Genomic DNA, 17,314 nt, shown 5'->3' with positions numbered 1-17,314 from the left:
CCTCCGCGGAGGCGGCATGAGCACGGTTGAGGTCCGCGACCTGCGCAAGTCCTTCGACTCGGGCCGGGTGCACGCGATCGACGGCGTCGACCTGGCCACCGGCGAGGGGGAGTACCTGGTGCTGCTGGGCCCGTCGGGCTGCGGCAAGACCACCCTGCTGCGCACCATCGCCGGGCTCGAGGCGCCCACCAGCGGCGACGTCCTGATCGGCGGGCAGGTGGTCACCGGGCTGCCACCGCGGGCCCGGCGGATCGCGATGGTGTTCCAGAGCTACGCGCTCTACCCGCACAAGACCGTGCAGGCCAACATCGTGTTCCCGCTGCGGGCGGAAGGCATGGCGCCCGCGGACCGTGAGGAGAAGGCCCGCACGGCGGCCGGGATGCTGGGCATCGGCCACCTGCTCGACCGCAAGCCGCGCCAGCTCTCCGGCGGCGAGCGGCAGCGGGTGGCGCTGGCCAGGGCGCTGGTGCGCGACCCCACGGCGTTCCTGCTCGACGAACCGCTGTCCAACCTGGACGCCAAGCTGCGCACCAGCGCGCGCGACGAGCTGAAGCGGTTCCAGCAGGACATCGGCGCCACCACGATCTACGTCACCCACGACCAGAGCGAGGCGATGGGGCTCGGCGACCGGATCGCGGTCATGTCCGACGGCCGGGTCCGCCAGATCGGGGCGCCCGTCGAGATCTACGACGACCCGGCCGACACGTTCGTCGCCACCTTCATCGGGTCGCCGCCGATGAACCTCGTGCCGCACGGCGAGGTGCTCGTCGGGTTCCGGCCCGAGCACCTGCTGCCCGTCGAGAACGTGCCCGGGGAACGGGTGACGGCCACGCTGGAGGTGCAGCGGATGGAGTACCTGTCCGGCGACCGGCACATCTACGGCACCGTCGACATCGGCGACGGGCCGTGCCGGGTGATCGCCCGGCTGCCCGCCACCGTGGAGACGCCCATCGCGGTGGGCGACCGGCACGACTTCGCGGTGCCGGCCGGCAGGCTGCGGTTCTTCGACGCCGGCACGGGCCTGCGTACCGAGCCGGTGCGGCTGGGGGCGTGATGGGTTCGCCGCCCGTGGCCCCGTCGAGGTCCGGCGACCGCGCGTCGCGATCCGTCGACTTCTCCCGGCGCAAGGTGGCCGACCGCGACGGCGTGCTGTCCTGGCTGATGCTGGCCCCTGCGGTGGTCTACATCCTCGCGCTGGTCGGGGTCCCGTTCGTGCTCGCAGTGGCGTTCAGCCTCTCCGACGTCACCGGCGGCGACCCGAGCTTCGACTGGGTGGGCCTGCAGAACTTCGAGCGGATCTTCGGCGACCCGGTGTTCTGGCGGTCCCTGTGGAACACGCTCCTGTTCACCGCGGTGTCGATGTTCTTCATCGTGGTGTTCGGCAAGGTGCTGGCCAACGTCCTCATCGCCGACTTCCGGGGCCGGTGGATCGTCCGGTTCTGCGTGCTGCTGCCCTGGACCACGCCGGTCGCGCTCTCGACCATCACCTGGCTGTGGCTGCTCGACTCGGTGTTCTCGCCGATCGACTGGGTGCTGCGCGAGGTCGGGATCATCCAGTCGAACATGTTCTGGCTCGGGCAGCCGAACCTGGCCATGATCTCGGTGATCGCCGTGCACGTCTGGCGGCTGGTGCCGCTGGCCGCAGTGATCATGATGGCAGGGCTGCTGTCGGTGCCCAAGGACGTCCAGGAGCAGGCCACGGTGGACGGCGCGGGCTACTGGCGGCGGATGTTCGAGATCACGATCCCGCTGACGGCCCCGGTCATCGCGATCTCGGCGTTGTTCGGCGCGATCTTCACCTTCACCGACATGACCGTGGTCTACGTCCTCACCCGCGGCGGCCCGACCAACGAGACCCAGGTCCTGGCCAGCTGGGCGTTCTTCCGCGGGATCGAGGGCAGCGACATCGGGCAGGGCGCCGCGATCGCGCTGTTCCTGTTCCCGCTGCTGCTCGCGGCGGCCGTCGCGATCCTGCGGGTCGTGCGCCGCATGGAGGTGAGTTAGCCCGTGGACCAGCTCGTCGTCACCGACGCGCAGCGGCGCCGCTACGCCCGGCGGCACCGCAGCGCGCGGATCGCGCTGTACACGATCGCGATCCTCACCGCGCTGGCCGCGGCCGGCCCGTTCGTGTGGGCGGCCATCACCGCCTTCAAACAGGACACCGACCTCTACCGGCGCCGCAACAACCCGTTCATCTTCAACGAGACGCCCACCACCGACCACGTCGACCTGCTGTTCAACCAGACCGGGTTCCTGACCTTCGCGTGGAACACGCTGTGGGTGGGCGTGGTCGTCGTGCTGATCACCCTGGCGCTGGCCCTCCCCGCGGCCTACAGCCTCGCCCGGCTGGACCGCCCGTGGGCGGGCCGGATGGGCATCGCGATCTTCTTCGTCTACCTCGTGCCGCCCACGCTGCTGTTCCTGTCGCTGTCGCGGCTCGTGGTGGCGCTCGGGCTGCAGGACTCCACCTGGTCGCTGGTGGTGATCTATCCGACGATCACCGTGCCGGTCTCGGTCTGGCTGCTCATCGGGTTCCTCAAGACCATCCCGCGCGACATCGAGGAACAGGCGATGGTCGACGGCTACAGCCGCGTGGGCGCGATGCTGCGGGTCGTCGCCCCGCTGCTGTTCCCCGCACTCGTCGCCGTGGTCGTGTTCGCCTTCACGCTCACGGCGAGCGAGTTCATCTACGCGCTCGCGTTCATCTCGCCCAGTTCGGAGAAGGTGATCAGCACCGGCGTGCCCACCGAGCTCGTGCGCGGCGACGTCTTCTTCTGGCAGTCGCTGCAGGCCGCAACCGTGCTCGTCGCGGTGCCGATCGCGCTGGTGTTCAACCTGTTCCTCGACCGGTTCATCGCCGGGTTCACCCAGGGGGCCGTCAAGGGATGAGTGGCGGCGCCCCGGGCGGCCGGGATCAGGCTGCGTGCTCGCGCAGGTAGCGGATGAGGCCGACGACGTCCTCGGGCACGAGCCGTCCGATGGCGCCGCTGGAGTAGACGCTGACGACGACGGCGCCGGTCGGGTCGAGCACGAAGCCGGTGGACTCGAGGTGGCCGTGCTGCCCGTCGACGAACGCGCCGGTGGCCGCGGAGATCGCGGGGGCATCGGCGCTGTGGCCGACCGGGAAGCGCAGGCGGTGCTTCTCGACGAGGGTGCGCGTGGTCGCCGCGTCGTCGACGGAGAGTGCGACCACCGCGGCGTCGACCTCGGCCAGCGCGTCGTGGGCGCGTTCGAACGCGCGCAACTGCGCGTTGCAGTACGGGCACCACGAGCCGCGGTAGAACAGGACGACGCCGTAGTGGCCGGCCAGCGCGTCCGGGAGCTGGAGCGCGTCGCCGTCGGTGGGCTGCACGGACAGTGCCGGGAACTTGTCGCCGGGCTGGAGCAGGGACATGTGCCGACGCTAGGAGCGCGCAGCGTCGAATGTGGCGATCTCGGGGTGTGGTCACCGACTCTTAAGAAGTCGGTCCTCCACCGGGTAGCAAATGGCACTCAGGGGCACCACGGGATACGGTGAGCGGTGATGGACACGCTGTCGGCCGCCGAGCTACCGCTGCGGGAGCGCAAGAAGCTCCGCACGCGGCAGGCCCTCGTGAACACCGCCTTGCGGCGGTTCACCGACGAGGGCTTCGAGGCCACCACGCTGGACGACCTGTGCGCCGAGGTCGAGGTCTCCAAGCGCACCTTCTTCCGGTACTTCACGAGCAAGGAGGACGTCGCGCTGGCGCCGACCAGCGACCTGTGGACGGCGTTCCTGGTCGAGCTCGACGCCCGCAGGCCTGCGTCGGGCGAGACCCTCCTGGAGCTGCTGCAGGACACGCTGCTCGCCACGCTGGCCCGGATGCCCGGGCAGGAGTGGGCCGAGCGGGCGGCCGTCAGCGCTCGCCTGGCCGCGGTCACCCCCTCGATGAACGCGCACGGCCTGCAGTTCTGCGACCGCACCACCCGCGCCGCGATGGCGATCCTGCGGGAGCACTACGGGTTCGCCGAGCACGACCTGCGCGTGCGGCTGGTCCTGGACCTGCTCGTGGCCGCCTTCCACGGGGCGCTCGAGCAGTGGACCGCCCGGCCGGGCCCGCTGAGCCGCGACGCGCTCGCCGAGTGCGTGCGCACGGCGTTCGCGGCGGTGCCGGGCAGCGTGACGTTGACGCTGCCCTAGACGCGCGCGCCTGCCTCAGCTGCGGGGCACCGCGACCCCGCGGATCGACGCGTCGAGCAGCTGCACCGGGTGCAGCAGCGGGAGGTCCTGCCCGAGGTGCTTGCCGATCTGCAGCAGGCAACCCGGGTTGGCGGTGACGACCAGGTCCGGCTCCACCGACCGGACGTTCGCGGCCTTGCGGGCGCCGAGGTCGGCCGCGGCGTCCGGCATGAGCATGTTGTAGATGCCGGCAGAGCCGCAGCACAGGGCAGCCTCGGGAAGGTCCACCAGCTCCAGGTCCGGGATCGAGCGCAGCACGTCGCGCGGCTGGCTGCGCACCTGCTGGGCGTGCCCGAGGTGGCAGGCGTCGTGGTAGGCCACCCGGCCGCGGAACGGGTGCCGAGGTGCGCGCGGCCCCCCGTCGGACAGCAGGTCGGCGAGCACCTCGTGCACGTCGCGCACCCGGGCGCTGAACGCCTTCGCGTGCTCGGCCCACTCGGGGTCGTCGTCGAGCAGGTGGCCGTACTCCTTCATCGAGGAGCCGCAGCCGGCGACGTTGGTGACGACGTGGTCGACGTCCAGCTTCTCGTAGACCGCGATCTCGCGCTTCGCCCTGGCCAGCGCGCTGTCCTCGCGGCCGGCGTGCAGCTCGAGCGCGCCGCAGCACTGCTGCTCGCGCGGCACGAGGACGTCGCAGCCCTCGGCGGCCAGCACCCGCACGGTGGCCTCGTTGACGCGGTGGAAGAACACGTCCTGCACGCAGCCCGACAGCAGCGCCACCCGTGCCCGGCGCTCACCGACCGCGGGGGTGTGCACGGGCAGCCGGGCGAACGCCTCGCGCACCGATACCGGCGGCAGCAGCGACTCCATCGCGCCGAGCCGCCCGGGGAGCTTCCCCGCGAGCTTCGCGACCGCGGGGATCTTCCGGAGCCGCTGGTAGAACGCGCCCGGCACGGCCGCGGCGCGCAACCGCCGCTTGTAGGGGAACAACGCGAAGATGGCGTTGCGGAACCAGGCGTCGGACCGCTCGCGCGGCACGTTGCGTTCGATCTGCGGGCGCACCGACTCCAGCAGCCGGTCGTACTGCACGCCCGACGGGCACGCCGTCACGCACGCCATGCAGCCCAGGCACCGGTCGATGTGCTCGGTGAACGGCCCGGGCAGCTCGATCTCGCCCTTCTCCGCGAGGTCCATCAGGTAGATGCGGCCGCGCGGGGAGTCCATCTCCTCGCCCCACAGCTGGTAGGTGGGGCAGGTCGGTAGGCAGAAGCCGCAGTGCACGCAGTCGTCGAGCAGCTCCCGCTCCGGGGGGCGGTGCTCGTCGAAGCGGGACGCGCCCGTCTGCGGCAGGTTGGTGTCGGCGGAACCGGCGGGTGTGGTCATCGGGGCCCTCCGACGGAGACGTATGCTTCTTGGGCTGGGAGAAATCCCGAGCTCACCAGGGCGAACCCTGTCAAGCCGGGGCGGCGTCGGCAAGACATTGCCGGGCTCTGTCGGACATGGACGTTAGCGTCGTTCTCGTGTCCCGGTTCCGGCTGCTGCCCGATCCCGCCCAGGAGGCGGCGCTGCTGACGCATTGTGCGCATGCGCGGTTCGTGTGGAACCTGGCGGTTGAGCAGTACGCGCACTGGCGGCAGGGTCGCACCGCGGCGCCGGGCTACAACGACCAGTGTCGCCAGCTCACCGAGGCACGCGCGGCTTTCGACTGGCTTGCGGCGGGCTCGGTGACGGTGCAGCAGCAGGCACTGCGGGACTTCGCCCAGGCCATGCGCAACTTCTTCAGCGCTACGCATCGGCGGCCGACATGGCGCAAGGCCGGGGTGCACGAGGGATTTCGGCAGGTTGGCGTGATGCCCGAGCACATCCGCAAGCTCAACCGGAAGCTCTCGGCCGTGTCGGTGCCCAAGATCGGGTGGGTGCGGTCTCGGCGCTCCCGCGCCGTGCCCGGAGGGGTGAGGTCCTATCGGGTGACCCGGGATCGGACCGGGCGGTGGCATGTCGCGTTCGCTGCCGTTCCAGAACCGATCCCCGCACCCGGCACCGGCGAGACGGTCGGTGTGGACCGAGGCGTGGCGGTGTCCGCCGCACTGTCGACGGGCGAACTGCTGCGCTGCCCGGACCTGTCGGTGAAAGAAGCTGAGCGGCTGGTTCGGTTGCAACGGCGGCTCGTTCGGGCCAAGCGGGGCTCGAACCGGCGCAAGCGCCTCAAGCGCGCGGCCGCCCGTCTGCGGGCCCGCGCGGCGGACCGCCGCAAAGACTGGGCCGAGAAGACGAGCACAGACTTGGCTCGCCGATTCGACCGAGTCTACGTCGAGAAGTTGAACATTCGCGCAATGTCCAAGTCGGCGCGCGGCACGGTCACAGCGCCGGGCCGCAACGTACGTCAGAAAGCCAGCCTCAACCGGCGGATCCTCGCGTCCGGATGGGGTTTGCTGGCGGTACGCCTCAGACACAAGGCGCCAGGCCGAGTCGACGGGGTGAATGCGGCGTACTCGTCCCAGGAATGCTCCGTCTGCGGGCACATTGCAGCGGAATCGCGTGAGAGCCAAGCGCGGTTTCGCTGCGTGGCCTGCGGGCATGAGGTGCATGCCGACATCAACGCGGCGATCAACATCAACAACCGGGGTAGGACGACCCTGGCAGCACGGGGAGCCCTTCAACCACCAGGTGGGGCTGTGAACCGTGAACCTCAACCAGAATCTCCTGCCGCGTAGGTGGGCGAAAAGGTTGGAATCCCCGCCGCCAGGCCGGGGAGGACGTCAAATCCAGGGGTCGAAGCGGCCCGGCCCGAGACGACCCCGCGGGTCGAGCTCGGTCTTGACGGCGCGCAGGACGGCGATCGCGGACGGCGGCGGCCCCCACGCGGGGACGTCCGCGCCCGGCGGGCGGGAGCGCATCACGGAGGTGCCACCCGCGGCGGAGACACGCTCATGGGCTTCGGCGACGGCGTCGAGCGGGAGCGAGACGGTGGCGACCCCGGTGCCCAACCCCGCGGTGACAGCCGAGGCAGGCAGAGCGCCGAGGAGGTGAGGCAGCAGAGAGGGCCGCAAGCCGATGCGCAGCGAGGCGTGCGAGGAGGTGCCGAGCACGAGGGAGGCGTGCCGCTCCCACGGATCCCCTGTACGAGCGGCACCCTCGTCCGATCTAGTGGTACGAACGTGCCACTGGTCCGACGGGTCCGGCCCGGGCGCGGCGCTCGCCTCCGGACGAACGGCACTTTCGTCGCTACCTAGCCGACGAACGTGCCGTTCGTCCGACGTCGCCGGGCCCAGCGCCTCGCGCAGGCGTTGCAGCCTCGCGTCCAGGGCGTCCTCCGTGCCTTCCAGCCTGATCAGGAGCGTGCCGTCGCTCGTCCATTCCAGGGCCGCCGGCTCGTACGGGCCGCCGAGCACCGTGGCGGCCTGGGCGGCCGCCTCCTCCAGGGAGCAGGCGACGGCCAGCGTGGCGGTGCGCTTCGGCACCGGGTGCAGCCGCAGCACCACCTCGGCCAGCACGCCGAGCGTGCCGTAGGAGCCGTGCAGCAGCTTCGCGAGGTCGTAGCCGGCGACGTTCTTGATGACGTGCCCGCCGCTGCGGGCCACCGTGCCGTCGGCGAGCACGACCGTGACGCCGATGACGAGGTCGCGCATCGAGCCGAAGACCAGCGCCGCGGGGCCGGCGTCGGCGGTGGCGACGAGGCCGCCGACGGTGGCGCCGTCCGCGACGCGCGCGGCGTCGAACGCCACGTGCTGGCCGTGCGGGGCGAGCTCGGCCTGGAGCTCCCGCAGCGGGGTGCCGGCGCGGACCGAGACGGTCATGTCGCCGGGGTTGTGGGTGATCACGCCGGTGAGGCCCGTGGTGTCGAGCACCGTGTCGACCGGCGCGGGTGTGCCCGCCCAGCCTGCGGCCGTGCCGGTACCTGCGATCCGCACGGTGCCCGCGGTGTCCAGCAGCGCGTCGCGCAGGGACCGCAGGTCCGTGGGCCGCAGCGGCGACGCGGTCGCGTTGCCCTGGCTCATCCGTCTCCTTCCTCGCGCTGATCGCGCGACACGCTCGCACTCGGACCGCGACTCGCGGAGGGGGCACTCACAGGCGCTCGATCGCTCCCGACTCCTCCAGGGGGTGGGGGCGGTACTTGCCGGGCCGTTCGCCGCACAGCCGCGGCGTGGGCAGCACCTTGCCGGGGTTGCAGAGCCCGCGCGGATCGAACGACGAGCGCACGCGGCCCATGACCGCCAGGTCGTCCGCACCGAACATCTTCGGCATCGAGCACGCCTTGTCCGTGCCGATGCCGTGCTCGCCCGACAGGGACCCGCCCAGCTCCACGCACAGCTCCGCGATCTTCCCGGAGAGCTCCTCGGCGCGCTCGGTCTCGCCCGCCGCGGCGCTGTAGAGCACCAGGGGGTGCAGGTTGCCGTCGCCCGCGTGGAAGACGTTGGCGACGCGGAGGCCCGCGTCCTCGCCCATCGCGGCGATCCGGTCGAGCACCTCGGCGAGCCGGGTGCGCGGCACGACGCCGTCCTGCACGAAGTAGTCGGGGGAGATCCGGCCCACCGCCGCGAAGGCGGCCTTGCGCCCCCGCCAGATCGCGGCGCGCTCCTCGGGGGAGCCTGCGATGTGCAGGCGAGTGCAGCCGTGCCGGTCGCAGATCTGCTTCACCTGCTCGAACTGGATCTCGCACTCCTCGGCGGGCCCGTCCAGCTCGACGACGAGCGCGGCAGGCACCCCGACCGTGTAGCCCGCGTGCACGGCCTCCTCGGCCGCCTCGATGGCGAGCGTGTCCATCATCTCGACGGCCGCCGGGACGATGCCCGCGGCGACGATGTCGGACACCACGTCGCCCGCCGCGCTGATCGACGGGAAGTCGGCGAGCAGCGTGCGCACCGACTCCGGCGCGCGCAGCAGCCGCACGGTGATCTTCGTGGTGATGCCGAGCGTGCCTTCGGAGCCGAGGAACACCCCGCGCAGGTCGGGGCCGGCCTGCTCGCCGGTGTCGGAGCCCAGGGTGACCAGCGAGCCGTCGGGCAGCACCACCTCGCAGGACAGCACGTGGTTGGTGGTGAAGCCGTACTTGAGGCAGTGGGCGCCGCCGGAGTTCTCCGCGACGTTGCCGCCGATCGTGCAGACCTGCTGGCTCGACGGGTCGGGCGCGTAGTAGAGCCCGTAGGGGGCCGCGGCCGCGGTGATCTCCAGGTTGGTGACGCCGGGCTCGAGGACGGCGCGCCGGTCGACGGGGTCGACCTCGAGCACCCGCTTGAGCCGGGCGAGGCTGATCACCACGCCGTCGGCCACCGGGAGCGCGCCGCCCGACAGGCCGGTGCCCGCCCCGCGCGCGACGAACGGCACCCCGTGCTCGTGGCACACCCGCACCGCGGCGGCCACCTGCTCCGCGTTGCGCGGAAGCAGCACGAGCCGGGGGACCACGCGGTAGCCGGTGAGCCCGTCGCACTCGTAGGACCGGCACCGCACCGGGTCGCTGATGACGTCGGCCGGATCGAGGGCGGACGCGAACGCCCCGAGGATCACGCTGTCGGAGATCGTGCTGTCGGAAATCGTGCTGTCGAGGCTCATCGACCGGCCCCCTCCGTCACGGGCTGCTGGCGTCCATGGAGACTACGGCGGCGGTCCACGGGCCGCCCGGTCCTCAGCGGCCCCCACGGCTCCCGGACCGGCCGCGCACCAACGAAGTGCCCCTGGGAGGTCGAATCGGTGGGTCCTCGCCGGAAGCTGCAGCTGTGCCTCGTCGTCATGGCTGCCGTCGCAGTGGTCCTGGCGCTCAGCGGCGTCGTCGGCCCCGCGTCGGTCGACCCCATCCCTGCGCCTGCCGCGGTCCTCACACGCTGAGTGTTGCTTCCGCGATGCGGAAGTGCAAGTCCGTCTGGTAGAAAAGTCGCCGGGCGGGTACCCGTCGTGCGTCCTGCCGACCGGAGGGTGAGAGATGAGTGCGCAACTGCAGGTCGACCCGGCACTGAGGGCGTTCGTGGCCGACGAGCTGCTGCCCGGCCTCGACCTGGAGCCGGAGTGGTTCTGGTCCACGCTCGCCGCGCTGCACGGCCGGTTCGACGGCCGGATCACACAGCTGCTGCGGCGTCGCGACGAGCTGCAGGCGAAGCTCGACGCGTGGCACGCCGAGAACGGCGGGGGAGACGCCGCGGCCTACGAGGCCTTCCTCACCGAGATCGGCTATCTGGTGCCGCCGGCCGAGCCGAAGGTGGCGGTCGACCGCGTCGACCCGGAGATCGCCGAGATCGCCGGCCCGCAGCTCGTGGTGCCGGCCACCGTGCCGCGCTACGCGCTGAACGCGGCGAACGCCCGCTGGGGCTCGCTCTACGACGCGCTCTACGGCACCGATGCCCTCCCGCTCGACCACGAGCTCGCCCGCGGCTACGACGAGAAGCGCGGGGCCCAGGTCATCGCCGAGTCCGACCGCCTGCTCGACGAGTTCTTCCCGCTCGCCCAGGGCAGCCACGCCGACGCCACGGCCTACCGGGTGGAGAACGGGCGGCTGGTCGTCGCGACGGGCACGGGGGAGACGGGCCTCGCCGACGCGGGGCAGTTCGCCGGCCACCGCAGCGGCTCCGACGGCGGCGGCGGGTCGCAGGGCGCCGTCGAGGCCATCCTGCTGCGCCACCACAACCTGCACGTCGAGCTCACGATCGACCCCGAGCACCAGGTCGGGCGCCAGCACCACGCCGACGTCGCCGACGTGGCGCTCGAGTCAGCGATCACCACGATCGTCGACCTCGAGGACTCCGTGGCCACCGTCGACGGCGAGGACAAGGCGCTGGCCTACCGAACCTGGCTGGGCCTGATGACCGGTGAGCTGGTCTCGCGGTTCGAGAAGGGCGGCGAGACCGTCGAGCGGCGGGTCAACGGCGACCGGGAGTACACGGCACCGGACGGCTCGGCGCTCACCCTGCACGGGCGCTCCCTGATGCTCGTGCGCACCTGCGGGCACCACATGTTCACCGACGCCGTGCTGGTGGACGGGCAGCCGGTCGGCGAGGGCGTGCTCGACGCGCTCGTCGCGGCCACCGCCGCCCTGCACGACCTGCGTGGGCGTGGCCTTTACTCCAACTCGCGCGCCGGCAGCGTCTACATCGTCAAGCCCAAGCAGCACGGGCCCGACGAGGTCGCGCTCACCGCCGAGCTGTTCGCCGCCGTCGAGGAGGCGCTCGGGCTCGTGCCCGCCACCCTCAAGGTCGGGATCATGGACGAGGAGAAGCGCACCTCGCTCACCCTCGACGCGTGCATCGCGCAGGCGCAGGACCGCGTGATCTTCGTGAACACCGGGTTCCTCGACCGCACCGGCGACGAGATCCACTCCGACTTCCTCGCCGGCCCGGTGGTGCGCAAGAACGACATGAAGTCCACGGCGTGGCTGCAGGGCTACGAGGACCGCAACGTCGACGTGGCGCTGCGCGCCGGGTTCGTCGGCAACGCGCAGGTGGGCAAGGGCATGTTCGCGAAGCCCGCCGCGATGGCCGAGCTGCTCGCCACGAAGGGCGCCCACCCCCAGGCGGGCGCCAACACCGCCTGGGTGCCCTCTCCGACGGCCGCCACCCTGCACGCGCTGCACTACCTGCGCATCGACGTCGCCGCCCGCCAGCGCGAGCTCGCCGGCCGGGAGACCGGCCGGCGGCTGTTGCTGGAGGTCCCGCTGCTCACCGGTGAGCTCCCCGAGGAGGAGAAGCAGCACGAGCTGGAGACCAACGCCCAGTCGATCCTCGGCTACGTGGTGCGCTGGGTGGGCCTGGGCATCGGTTGCTCGACCGTGCCGGACCTGGAGGGCGTCGGGCTGATGGAGGACCGCGCCACGCTGCGGATCTCCAGCCAGCTCATCGCCAACTGGCTGCACCACGGCCTCGTCGACGAGACAGGGGTGCGCGAGACGTTCGCACGGATGGCCGTGCTCGTCGACGAGCAGAACGCCGGGGAGCCGGGTTACGCGCCGATGGCGTCCGACCTCGACGCGAGCCCGTCGTTCCAGGCGGCGCTGGAGCTGGTGTTCACCGGCCGCACCGAGCCCAACGGCTACACCGAGCGCGTGCTGACCACCTGGCGTCGTACGGCCAAGGCCGGTGCCTGAGCTTCCGGCCACAGTTCGGGCGCGGCCGAACCGTCCGGCGCGCAGCATGGTGGGCGTGCAGGGATGGATGCGGGCGGCGGCGGCTCTGTTCGCGATCGGGTACGGGGCGAACCAGTTCAGTTCGCTGATGGTGATGTACCGGGAGCAGGCGCACTACTCGGCGGTGACCGTGGCGGCGTTCTTCGGCGTCTACGCCGCGGGGCTCGTGCCCGGCCTGCTGCTGGGCGGCCCGGCGTCGGACCGGTGGGGGCGGCGGCGGTTGCTGCTGCCCTCGCTGGTGGTGTCGGCGCCGGCCAGTGGCGTGCTCGCGCTCGGCGGTGTGGCCGCGGTGTCCGAGCCCGCGCTCTACACCGGCCGGTTCCTGTTCGGGGCGGTCACCGGCATCGCGATGGCCGTGGGCACCACGTGGGTCAAGGAGCTGTCGCAGGCACCGTGGGACCCGGGGGCGGACGCCGCGGCGGGCGCGCGCCGGGCGGCGCTCGGGCTGTCGGCGGGGTTCTGCGCCGGGCCGCTGGTGGCCGGGGTGCTCGCGCAATGGGCCCCGCTGCCGATGGAGCTGCCCTACCTCGTGCACATCGTGCTGACCGCCGTCGTGGTGGCCCTGGTGGTGCGCTTGCCCGAGACGCGCCCGCCCGGGGCGTTCCGGTCCGGCCTGCGGGTGCACCTGCCGCGGCGGTTCCGCCGGGTCGTCGTGCCGATGGCGCCCTGGGTGTTCGGGGCGCCCGCGCTGGCCTTCGCCGTGCAGCCCGCCGCGCTGAGTCCGCAGCTGGCCGGCTTCGGGCTGGTCTACGCCACGCTGCTCACCACGGTGACGCTCGGCACCGGCATCGCCGTGCAGTCGTGGGCCCGCAAGCTCTCGCCGGCCACGGGCGCGCGTCTCGGGCTCGTGGCCCTCGTCGTCGGACTGCTCGGCGCCGCGGCGGCCGCCGCCCTGACGTCCCCCGTGCTCGCCGTGCCGGCCGCGGTCGTGCTCGGCGCGGGATACGGGCTCCTGCTGGTGGCCGGCCTGATCGAGGTGCAGCGGATGGCCGAGCCCGCCCAGCTCGCCGGCCTCACGGCCGTCTACTACGCGTTCACCTACATCGGCTTCCTCCTGCCCGTGCTGCTCGCGGCGCTCACCGATCTGGCCGGCTACCCGGTGCTGCTGGTGGTCGTGGCGCTGCTGGCCGCGCTCAGCCTGGCGGCCGTGATGAGCGCGGGCCGGGTGCGGGAGCCGACGGCGGGCATGCAGGACACCTCGACGCGGTCCGCGAGCTGATCGACGGGCGGACCGGCGAGTGACCGCTCGTAGGATCGACGGCGTGCTCGATCTCCGCCCGACGCCCCTTGACCACCCCGACGCCGCCCGCCTGATCGCCGAGGTCCAGCAGGTCTACGTCGAGCGCTACGGCGGCGAGGACGCCACGGTGCTCGACCCGGGGGAGTTCGCGCCGCCCGCCGGCTTCTTCGTCGTCGGGTACGCGGACGGGCAGCCGGTGGCGTGCGGCGGCTGGCGGTCGCGGCGCGCTGGGGAGGCGCCCGCCCTGCGCGACGGCGACGCCGAGGTCAAGCGGATGTACGTGAACGCCGCGCACCGCGGGCACGGCCACGCCCGCGCCGTGCTGGCCGAGCTGGAGCGCGCCGCCGCCGCGGCCGGGCACGCGCGCCTCGTGCTGGAGACCGGCACCCGCCAGCCCGAGGCGATCGCGCTGTACGCGAGCTCGGGTTACGCGCCGATGCCGGCGTTCGGCCACTACGCCGACTCGGAGTCGAGCCGCTACTTCGCGAAGCCGCTGCCGTCGCGGGCGGCGTCCGGCACCCTGATCTCGCCGGGCTGAGCGGCGGCGAGCACGCTGACGTGCCGCTCACACCGATCACGCGCCACCCCTGCCGAACGGACGGCACTTTCGTCGGCTAGGAAGCGACGAAAGTGCCGTTCGTTGCGCCCGGGGGCCTCAGCCGCCGCTCACCTGCGTCCAACCTTCCTGCAGCTCGCGTTGCAGGGTCGCGAGGTCGCTCTGGTTGCCCAGGTAGCGCTGCAGGGCGGGAGTGGCGATCTGGTCCTTCCACTGCGGGTAGTCGGTCACCGCCTGGAACGGGGCCGTGGTCAGGTACTCCGCCCCCGAGAGGGTGGAGGCCCAGCCGTTCTGCCCGCGCGTGTGGGTCGCCACCATGCCGCGCGCCGCCCCGGTGGTGGGGATCAGCCACTCACCCTGCGCCACCGCCGCGAGGTTCTCCGCCTGCAGGTAGAACTCGATGAAGTCGGCGGCCTCGGCGACGTGCGGGCTGTCGGCGGGCACCGAGAGCGTCTGCGGGTTGGCGGCCTGTTCCGGTGAGGTGCCGGCCAGCGCGGGGAGCACGGTCCAGGAGAAGCCGGGCGGCGCGGCCTCCGCGATCTGCTGTGCCAGGTAGCTGCCGGCCACGACCATGGCGTAGCGCCCGTCGAGGAACGTGGTGACCACGTCGGAGCCGCTCTGCGTGAGCGAGGTCGGGTCCAGGGACCGGTCGACGTAGGCCATCTCGTGGATGCGTCGAGGCACCTCCAGTTCGGCGTCGCCGATCTGCACGGCCGTGGCCTCGCCGGTGCCGGTGAAGAAGGTGCCACCGAAGCCCATGCCGAGGCTCATGACCGTGGCCGTCGGCTGCCGCAGGCCCCAGCCCAGCCCGGTGGTCGTCGCGGTGGTGGTGCTGCGCGCCGCGGCGGCGAGCTCGTCCCAGGTCAGGGTCGGGCTCGTCGGGATCGGGACACCCGCCTGCTCCAGCATCGTCGTGTTCGCGAACACGACGTAGGACTGCAGCAGCGTCGGGGCGGCGACGGTCGTCCCGTCGACGGTGACGGCGTCCCACACGCCCTGCGGCACGGCCTCGCGGGTCTCGTCGGACAGGTGCGGCGCGAGGTCGGCGAGGTAGCCCTGGCGGGCGAAGCCGCTGATGTCGGCCGACTCGTCGTGGATGACATCAGGTGCCGTGCCGCCCTGGAACTGCGTCACCAGCTGGTCGTGCACCGAGTCCCAGCTGCCCTGCGTCAGCTCCACCTGGACGTCGGGGTGCGCGGCGTTCCAGGCGGCGACGATCCGCTCCGTGGCGGCGACGCTCGGTTCCTGGAACGCGAGGCTCTGGAAGGTGAGCGTGACGGGGCCGGTGCCCTCGTCGACCTCGGGCCCGACCGGCGTGGTGGCACAGCCGGTCAGCAGGACAGCCGCGACGGCGAGACCCAGCCTGCGCAGGTGCATGTCTTCCTATCCCTTCACCGCGCCGCTGAGCAGCCCGGACGTGAGCCGCCGCTGGACCGCGGCGAAGAACAGCAGGCTCGGCACCGTGGCCAGCAGCGCGCCTGCGGCGAGCGCCCCGAGCTGGACCTGGCCCTCGGCGCCGACGAACCGGGCCAGGGTGAGCGGGAGGGTCACCTTCGCCGGGTCCTGGATCAGCACGAGCGCGAAGAAGAACTCGTTCCACGACGAGATCATGGTGAACATCGCGGTGGCGACGAGGCCGGGTGCCAGCAGCGGCGCCACGATGCTCGCCAGCACCCGCACGCGGCCGGCGCCGTCGACCACACCCGCCTCCTCGACGTCGCGCGGGATGGCGGCGATGAAGCCCTGCAGCATCCACAGCGCGAAGGGCAGCGAGTAGACGGCGTGCACCAGCGTCAGCCCGACGAGGCTGTCCACCAGCCGGAACTGGCGCAGGATCAGGAACAGCGGCACCACGACGAGGATCACCGGGAACACCTGGCTGACCAGCACCCAGCCGTTGGCCACGAGCTTCAGCCGGGTGCGGTAGCGGGCCAGCGCGTACGCGGCGGGCAGCGCGAGCACGAGCACGAGCACCGTGGTGCCGAGCGCGACGACCAGGCTGTTGGTCGCGGCCGTGACGAGGTCGGCGCGCGCCACCGCGTCGCCGAAGTTCGCGAGCGTGGGGGAGAGGGGCACCAGCCCGCCCGTGGCCAGCTCGCCGGGCCCCTTCAACGCGGTGCCGAGCAGCCAGAGCAGCGGGAAGCCCAGGAAGGCCAGGTAGCAGGCGAGCGCGACGTACTGCAGCGGGCGCCTCACGGCATCCTCCGCAGCTGCGCGCGCAGGTAGAACAGCAGGAACCCGACGACGAGCACCACCATCACGCCGCCCATCGCCGAGGCGTAGCCGAACTCGCCGTAGCGGAAGGCCGCGTTGTAGGCGAAGAGCATCGGCAGCATCGTCTGCCCGCCGGGGCCGCCCGCGGTGAGCACGTAGACCAGGGCGAACGAGTTGAGGTTCCAGATGAGGTCGAGCGTGGTGATGGCGACGATCACCGGGCGCAGGCCGGGCAGCGTGACGTGCCAGAACCGGCGCCACGGCCCGGCCCCGTCCACGGCGGCCGCCTCGTGCAGGGCACCGTCGATCGTCTGCAGCCCGGCGAGCAGCGTGATCGTGGTCTGCGGCATGCCCGCCCACACCCCGATGACGATCACGGCCGGCAGCGCCGTGGAGAACTCACCGAGCCAGTTCACCCCGCCCGGCAGCGGGCCGTGGTTCGGGTTGAGCAGCAGCCGCCACATGATCGCGATGATCACCGGCGGCATCGCCCACGGCACGAGCGCCAGCGTGCGGGCCAACCAGCGCAGGCGCAGGTCCTCGTTCAGCAGGAGCGCGAGCCCCATGCCCGCGGCGAACTGCAGCACGGTCACCGAGAACGCCCAGATGATCCCGATGCGGAACGAGGACCAGAACAGCTCGTCGGACAGCAGCCGGGTGAGGTTGTCGAACCCGGTGAAGCTGGTGACGACACCGCGGCCCGCGCGGGCGTCGGTGAAGCCCAGGTACAGGCCCTGGACCAGCGGGTAGACGCTGAAGAGCGCGACCGGCAGCAAGGCCGGGAGGACGAGCGGCCACGCGTCCGACCGCCGTCGCCGGGCGCGCGCGGCCGGCGGGCCGGGCACCGGGTCGGCCGCGCGCAGGGCGGCGCGCGTCATCGGATCCCGGCGCGGCGACCCACGTGCACGCTGCCCCCCACCGTTCCTGTGTCCGCACCGTCGCCGGACGCCGTCGCGACGGTGGCACGCACAGCGCGCGGAGGCAAGAGCGCGCCGCGATGATCACTGCAGCGCCGCCGACGGCGGCCGTCCACGATCCGTGGTTCCGGTCGCCCGCGGT

The 17,314-nt window shown here is 72.4% G+C and carries 16 protein-coding genes; 9 read left to right on the top strand and 7 right to left on the bottom strand.

The window, feature by feature from the left end; translation table 11 throughout:
- Positions 1 to 16: 16 nt before the first annotated feature.
- From CFP66_RS31170 to CFP66_RS31160, 3 genes are read left to right on the top strand one after another with little or no spacing between them, the layout of a single operon-like run.
- Positions 17 to 1,054: an ABC transporter ATP-binding protein gene (locus tag CFP66_RS31170; protein ID WP_094928789.1), complete on the top strand. Its 1,038-nt coding sequence runs from the start codon at positions 17 to 19 to the stop codon at positions 1,052 to 1,054.
- A gap of 14 nt (positions 1,055 to 1,068) precedes the next feature.
- Positions 1,069 to 2,004 (top strand): carbohydrate ABC transporter permease, encoded by a 936-nt coding sequence (locus tag CFP66_RS31165; RefSeq protein ID WP_233159862.1) that lies wholly within the window; start codon positions 1,069 to 1,071, stop codon positions 2,002 to 2,004.
- 3 nt (positions 2,005 to 2,007) lie between these two features.
- Positions 2,008 to 2,889, top strand: coding sequence for a carbohydrate ABC transporter permease (locus CFP66_RS31160; RefSeq protein ID WP_094928788.1), 882 nt, complete (start codon positions 2,008 to 2,010; stop codon positions 2,887 to 2,889).
- Between the two features lie 25 nt (positions 2,890 to 2,914).
- Here CFP66_RS31160 and CFP66_RS31155 read toward each other — a convergent pair whose 3' ends face one another.
- Positions 2,915 to 3,394 carry a peroxiredoxin family protein gene (locus CFP66_RS31155; RefSeq protein ID WP_094928787.1) on the bottom strand — a complete coding sequence of 160 codons (480 nt, stop codon included), beginning with the start codon at positions 3,392 to 3,394 and terminating at the stop codon, positions 2,915 to 2,917.
- A 129-nt stretch (positions 3,395 to 3,523) separates the two neighbouring features.
- Between CFP66_RS31155 and CFP66_RS31150 the strand changes: the two genes are divergently transcribed.
- Complete coding sequence (locus tag CFP66_RS31150; RefSeq protein ID WP_094928786.1) at positions 3,524 to 4,159, top strand: TetR/AcrR family transcriptional regulator; 636 nt, start codon at positions 3,524 to 3,526, stop codon at positions 4,157 to 4,159.
- A 15-nt stretch (positions 4,160 to 4,174) separates the two neighbouring features.
- On the opposite strand, the gene CFP66_RS31145 is transcribed toward CFP66_RS31150, so the two are convergent.
- Complete coding sequence (locus tag CFP66_RS31145) at positions 4,175 to 5,521, bottom strand: (Fe-S)-binding protein (protein ID WP_094928785.1); 1,347 nt, start codon at positions 5,519 to 5,521, stop codon at positions 4,175 to 4,177.
- Between the two features lie 137 nt (positions 5,522 to 5,658).
- Here CFP66_RS31145 and CFP66_RS31140 point away from each other — a divergent pair, with 137 nt between their 5' ends.
- A complete protein-coding gene (locus CFP66_RS31140) occupies positions 5,659 to 6,852 on the top strand; it encodes an RNA-guided endonuclease TnpB family protein (RefSeq protein ID WP_198961778.1) in 1,194 nt (397 codons plus the stop codon).
- Positions 6,853 to 6,897: 45 nt separating this feature from the next.
- On the opposite strand, the gene CFP66_RS31135 is transcribed toward CFP66_RS31140, so the two are convergent.
- Positions 6,898 to 8,136 carry an FAD-binding oxidoreductase gene (locus tag CFP66_RS31135; RefSeq protein ID WP_094928784.1) on the bottom strand — a complete coding sequence of 413 codons (1,239 nt, stop codon included), beginning with the start codon at positions 8,134 to 8,136 and terminating at the stop codon, positions 6,898 to 6,900.
- A 67-nt stretch (positions 8,137 to 8,203) separates the two neighbouring features.
- Positions 8,204 to 9,688 (bottom strand): FAD-linked oxidase C-terminal domain-containing protein, encoded by a 1,485-nt coding sequence (locus tag CFP66_RS31130; RefSeq protein ID WP_094928783.1) that lies wholly within the window; start codon positions 9,686 to 9,688, stop codon positions 8,204 to 8,206.
- A gap of 138 nt (positions 9,689 to 9,826) precedes the next feature.
- On the opposite strand from CFP66_RS31130, the gene CFP66_RS50030 reads away from it, so the two are divergent.
- The 4 genes from CFP66_RS50030 to CFP66_RS31115 all read left to right on the top strand — a co-directional run bounded on the left by CFP66_RS50030 (position 9,827) and on the right by CFP66_RS31115 (position 14,023).
- The gene (locus CFP66_RS50030; protein WP_255413904.1) at positions 9,827 to 9,961 is read left to right on the top strand and encodes a hypothetical protein; all 135 of its coding nucleotides are present in this window, start codon (positions 9,827 to 9,829) and stop codon (positions 9,959 to 9,961) included.
- Between the two features lie 94 nt (positions 9,962 to 10,055).
- Positions 10,056 to 12,206 carry a malate synthase G gene (locus CFP66_RS31125; RefSeq protein ID WP_094928782.1) on the top strand — a complete coding sequence of 717 codons (2,151 nt, stop codon included), beginning with the start codon at positions 10,056 to 10,058 and terminating at the stop codon, positions 12,204 to 12,206.
- Entirely contained in the window at positions 12,199 to 13,464 is a 1,266-nt protein-coding gene (locus CFP66_RS31120; RefSeq protein ID WP_369805212.1) for an MFS transporter, read from the top strand. The genes CFP66_RS31125 and CFP66_RS31120 overlap by 8 nt, the downstream gene beginning before the upstream one ends.
- Before the next feature lie 43 nt (positions 13,465 to 13,507).
- Entirely contained in the window at positions 13,508 to 14,023 is a 516-nt protein-coding gene (locus tag CFP66_RS31115) for a GNAT family N-acetyltransferase (protein ID WP_369805211.1), read from the top strand.
- A gap of 117 nt (positions 14,024 to 14,140) precedes the next feature.
- Here the strand turns inward: CFP66_RS31115 and CFP66_RS31110 are convergent, their stop codons facing one another.
- Genes CFP66_RS31110 through CFP66_RS31100 form a run of 3 tightly spaced genes read right to left on the bottom strand, consistent with a single transcriptional unit; the run spans position 14,141 to position 17,133 of the window.
- A complete protein-coding gene (locus CFP66_RS31110) occupies positions 14,141 to 15,418 on the bottom strand; it encodes an ABC transporter substrate-binding protein (RefSeq protein WP_094928780.1) in 1,278 nt (425 codons plus the stop codon).
- A gap of 6 nt (positions 15,419 to 15,424) precedes the next feature.
- On the bottom strand, positions 15,425 to 16,237 hold the full coding sequence (locus CFP66_RS31105; RefSeq protein ID WP_094928779.1) for a carbohydrate ABC transporter permease: 813 nt from the start codon (positions 16,235 to 16,237) through the stop codon (positions 15,425 to 15,427).
- Positions 16,234 to 17,133, bottom strand: coding sequence for a carbohydrate ABC transporter permease (locus CFP66_RS31100; protein ID WP_094928778.1), 900 nt, complete (start codon positions 17,131 to 17,133; stop codon positions 16,234 to 16,236). Before CFP66_RS31100 ends, CFP66_RS31105 begins: the two co-directional genes overlap by 4 nt.
- Positions 17,134 to 17,314 lie beyond the last annotated feature (181 nt).

The organism is Pseudonocardia sp. MH-G8, from assembly GCF_002262885.1.
Classification (GTDB): Bacteria; Actinomycetota; Actinomycetes; order Mycobacteriales; family Pseudonocardiaceae; genus Pseudonocardia.
Note: the sequence above shows the minus strand (reverse complement) of the source record. Positions and strands in the feature narration are given on the sequence as shown.